Raw genomic sequence first — 2,439 nt, 5'->3', positions numbered from 1 at the left:
CACAACTTCTCCCGCTTCGCCCAGCCCACCGAACTCGACCTCCAGTCCTTCAGCGGCCGCCACCCCGTCGAGCTGATCGGCGGAGTCCGGTTCCCCGCCATCGGCGAACTGCCCTACCTCCTGACGCTGGCGGGCCACAACTTCTACTGGTTCCGGCTGCCGCGGGCAGGTCGGCTCACACCCCGTGCCGCTCGACAGGAAGGGAACTGACGCCATGAATACGCCCTCGGCCGTCCTCGACGGCACACGCACCCCGGTGTTCGGCTCCGCCTCCCTCCACGACCTCCTGCGACGGTGGCTGCCCGCGCAGCGCTGGTACGCCGGCCGCGGCCGGATCACCGCCGTGACGGTCGTGGCGGCCACCGAACTGACACCGGATTGCCAGCACTTGGTCGTACGGATCACCGAGGACCCCGGCGAGAACGACGCGTACTACCAGCTGTTCCTGGGCGCTGCCGCCGACCCGGCGCCGAGACTGCGGCAACACGTCCTCGGGCGGGTGCACGCGCCGGGCGGACGCGATCTGCTGCTCTACGACGCCGTCCACGACCAGCGCGTCGCGGTCCTGCTCCTCGACCGGATCCGCCGGGGCGGCAGCAGCGGACATCTGCGCTTCGAGTCGTTCCCCCGCGTCGCGGTACCCGCCGGGCTCACACCCCGCGTGGTCGGTACGGAGCAGTCCAACACCTCGATCGTCTACGGCGACACCCTCATCCTCAAACTGTTCCGCCGCATCCGGCCGGGCATCAACCCCGACCTGGAGGTCCCCACCGCCCTGGCCCGCTCCGGCTACGCCCGGGTGCCGGCCCCGACGGCCTGGTTCTTCTCGACCTCGCCCTTCTGGGGCACGCTCGGCATGGTGCAGCCGTTCATCCCCCGGGCCACCGACGGCTGGACGCTCGCGCTGCGCTCCGCCTCCGCGCGGGGCGACTTCGCCGAGCAGGCGCACAGCCTCGGCCGCACCACCGCCGAGCTGCACACGGCGCTCGCCCGCGCCTTCCCCGTCCGTGACCCCGAACCGCACCATCTGCCGTGTCTCATCGCCGAGATGACGCGTCGGCTCGTGCACGGCGCCGAGGCGATACCGGCCCTGCGCCGCCACGCGGCGGGTCTGCGGGGCATCTACGCCGCCGCGTCGGCCGCCGGTGACCTGCCGCTCCAGCGCCTGCACGGCGACCTCCACCTCGGACAGGTCCTCCACGCGCAGGGGCAGTGGCACGTGGTCGACTTCGAGGGCGAGCCCGCCCAGCCGATGGCCGAGCGGCGCAGCGACCGCTCCCCGCTCCGTGACGTGGTCGGCATGCTGCGGTCCTTCGACTACGCCGGCCACATGGGCGCCCCGGAGGACCCTGAATGGGCCGAGCGCTGCCGGTCGGCGTTCCGTACCGGTTACGGCGAGTCCGGCGGCTTCGAGCCGGACTCAGTGCCCGCCCTGCTGCGGGCCTACGAGGCGGACCGCGCCGTCTACGAAGTCCTGTACGAAGCCGCCCACCGGCCCGAATGGATCGACGTCCCCCTACGCGCGGTGGCCCGGCTCGTCGCCACCGCCGCCTGATGACGTCCGCCCGCCCTCCACGAAAAGAGCCCCCATGACGGCCGACCCGGTCATCGGCACCCTTGTCCGCACCGCGGCGGCCACGGCCCCGCGCATCGCCTCCGACGCCCGGGCCCGCCTGCTGGAGGGCGCACACCACGACCCGCACTCCCTGCTCGGCTGCCATCCGGACCCGGCAGGAACAGTCCTGCGCTGCCTGCGTCCCGGGGCGGTCGCCGTCGCGGCCTTGACCGACGGTGTGGCCTGGGAGCTGCCGCACACGGGCGACGGACTGTTCGCGGGCCGGATACCGGGCTCGTCCGTCCCCTCGTACCGCCTGCGGGTCACGTACCCGGAGACGGTCGTCGAGCAGGAGGACCCGTACCGATTCCTGCCCGCCCTCGGGGAGTTGGACCTGCACCTCATCCAGGAAGGCCGTCACGAGGAGCTGTGGACCGCGCTCGGCGCGCGGATCATGGAGCATCAGGGGGTATCGGGCACCAGGTTCACGGTCTGGGCTCCGCGAGCGCGCGGCGTACGCCTGGTCGGCGACTTCGGGCACTGGGACGGTACGGCCACCCCGATGCGCTCCCTCGGTCACTCCGGAGTGTGGGAGCTGTTCGTGCCGGGCATCGGCGAGGGCGAGCTGTACAAGTTCGAGATCCTGGGCCCCGACGGATCGCGCCGCCAGCACGCCGACCCGATGGCGCGCCGCACGGAGAAGCCGCCGGCCACGGCGTCGGTCGTCGATGCCTCGCACTACGCGTGGCGGGACGAGGAGTGGCTGGCCCGGCGCACCGAACGCCCCGGGCACGAGGCCCCGTTCTCGGTCTACGAGATCCATCTGCCGTCCTGGCGCCCCGGCCTCACCTACCGCCAGCTCGCCGACCAACTCCCCGCCTACG

The 2,439-nt window shown here is 72.8% G+C and carries 2 protein-coding genes and 1 pseudogene; all 3 read left to right on the top strand.

Annotation, left to right across the window (positions count from 1 at the left end; genetic code table 11):
- Positions 1-210, top strand: a 210-nt coding sequence (locus K377_RS40945; protein WP_181512778.1) for an alpha-glucosidase C-terminal domain-containing protein, incomplete at its 5' end; no start/stop codon positions are given.
- A gap of 4 nt (positions 211-214) precedes the next feature.
- A complete protein-coding gene (locus K377_RS40940; protein WP_111668697.1) occupies positions 215-1,555 on the top strand; it encodes a phosphotransferase in 1,341 nt (446 codons plus the stop codon).
- A 34-nt stretch (positions 1,556-1,589) separates the two neighbouring features.
- Positions 1,590-2,439: pseudogene (locus K377_RS40935) on the top strand (1,4-alpha-glucan branching enzyme); the annotation flags it as partial.

Origin of the sequence: Streptomyces sp. PsTaAH-137 (assembly GCF_003259365.1) — a bacterium.
Lineage (GTDB): Bacteria > Actinomycetota > Actinomycetes > Streptomycetales > Streptomycetaceae > Streptomyces.
This window is presented reverse-complemented; position numbering and strand designations above follow the sequence as displayed.

What these genes read in the sequence shown, in the direction of transcription:
- K377_RS40940 (WP_111668697.1), top strand. Translation starts at nt 215, where the DNA reads ATGAATACGCCCTCGGCCGTCCTCGACGGCACACGCACCCCGGTGTTC.